This is a genomic window from Priestia sp. P5_B4 (assembly GCF_056400385.1).
Map to the genome: position 1 here is coordinate 1 of NZ_JBFULJ010000790.1, position 1,789 is coordinate 1,789.

The window sequence follows — 1,789 nt, forward strand, 5'->3', positions numbered from 1 at the left end:
CCGCTAACGTCATAGAAGCAAGCTTCTAATCAGTTCGCTCGACTTGCATGTATTAGGCACGCCGCCAGCGTTCATCCTGAGCCAGGATCAAACTCTCCGAAGAAATGTTTGACTTGCTCAATTAAAAAATAAAAATTAACGTTGACGTTTGTCGCTTTGTTCAGTTTTCAAAGTTCAATRTTCCGTARAATAAGTTGTCGTTTCAACGACGCTTWATAATAATAAAACATATCAAATGAAACGTCAATAGTTTTTCTAAAAAAACATTMTTTTTTATTTCCRTTGTATTTTACACATTACAGTAACAACTATTCATCAAACATTGATTGTTATATCTTAATATCCATACTTCACCTTTTTACTCTTATTTTCAAATAGGAGATTGATGCTAGTAAAATATGAACGAAATAAAAGATATAAAGTATTTATCCCCTCTTTATAAGGCATACTTATAAAGAGAGGAGTAGTGATTAGTATGTATTATAGTAAAAGAAATCAAGAACYTCCGGTTCAAGAAGAAACAGAAATTTGGGAATGTACAGTAGAARAGTGTAAAGGCTGGATGAGGAAAGACTTCTCTTACGATAGTCATCAGAMATGTCCTTTRTGTAAAAGTCAGATGRAAGCTAAAAAACGCCTTATTGATAAAATCCCCCGTAATCCCCATMGAARATAATGTAYAYCTAYGCTTTTWAAAAGATCAAAAAAATTACTGCTATTTATTTAGTTACAAATATTTGTTAATATAATTACATTTGCTTTATATCTCTATTTTATGTTATAACTAGTTAACCTTGTATCGWTCGTCTTGTCTAAAACCCAGGCTTTTTTAAAAGTCTGGGTTTTCTATTGAACTAATAGTAGATAAATCAYGGYWTTCTAATTATAARACCATAAAAAAAGACTCCTTYAYAGGAGTCTTTTTTATYACTTTTRATTATGCTTTGTGAACGTTAGCAGCTTGTGCTCCRCGTTGACCTTSYTCGATATCAAAAGTAACTKTTTGACCTTCTTCTAATGATTTGAAACCTTCACCTTGAATAGCACTGAAATGAACGAATACATCGTCTCCGCCTTCGATTTCAATGAAACCGAAACCTTTGTCTGCATTAAACCATTTTACTGTACCTTGTGTCATAATGTTGCCTCCTGCTGTGGAATACTCCACAAATGTATTACCAATMTTGCCCAAACATACTATTTCAAGATAAAAACTTCTMATTAGGGTTTTTTCTTTTCTCAATATACCGAACAAAAATAAGTTATYYGTAGTRTAACAYATAGTAGMRTYGATAGCAAATAWGGAAAACAATACCTTYAACAAATTCYATCTAYTCATCTCTCCCCATCAAAAACTTATGATGCGGCATGAGTGGCATAGCTTTTCGATGCTCGAACACATCAAATAAAATGAATAGATACATGCATATCTCTGTTTATTGTAGCTATTCATAATAAGACTTCATCGTTTAACCTACCTTGTAAATGAAGGATACATGTAATCAAAAAAACCTCTGTTACCTTTACTGAATTATAAATAGGCTATTGGGATACTCTATATAGGGAAGAAGGAAAACAAGTTATTGATTACAACTAATCATTACAAGGCTTCTTGCATTTGGGATGAGGTGTCTACAGCAGGCCTATTTCAGAAAACCTTATTGTAAATCGATGTATGTTTGATTCATAAGGGGATGGTAGTCATGAACGTAGTAAGAATATATATAATGGGTAGACAATAATATTCATTTATCACTATACAAATGAGGTGTTTGTCCCAGACCAAGAA

2 protein-coding genes and 1 rRNA gene are annotated in these 1,789 nt (G+C 32.2%); 1 reads left to right on the top strand and 2 read right to left on the bottom strand.

Annotation, left to right across the window (positions count from 1 at the left end; translation table 11 throughout):
- Positions 1-103, bottom strand: a 16S ribosomal RNA gene (locus AC1DRF_RS25995); the annotation flags it as partial.
- A 372-nt stretch (positions 104-475) separates the two neighbouring features.
- On the opposite strand from AC1DRF_RS25995, the gene AC1DRF_RS26000 reads away from it, so the two are divergent.
- On the top strand, positions 476-676 hold the full coding sequence (locus AC1DRF_RS26000) for a cold-inducible protein YdjO-related protein (RefSeq protein WP_477742076.1): 201 nt from the start codon (positions 476-478) through the stop codon (positions 674-676).
- Positions 677-937: 261 nt separating this feature from the next.
- Here the strand turns inward: AC1DRF_RS26000 and AC1DRF_RS26005 are convergent, their stop codons facing one another.
- The gene (locus AC1DRF_RS26005; protein WP_477742077.1) at positions 938-1,138 is read right to left on the bottom strand and encodes a cold-shock protein; all 201 of its coding nucleotides are present in this window, start codon (positions 1,136-1,138) and stop codon (positions 938-940) included.
- Positions 1,139-1,789: the final 651 nt, after the last annotated feature.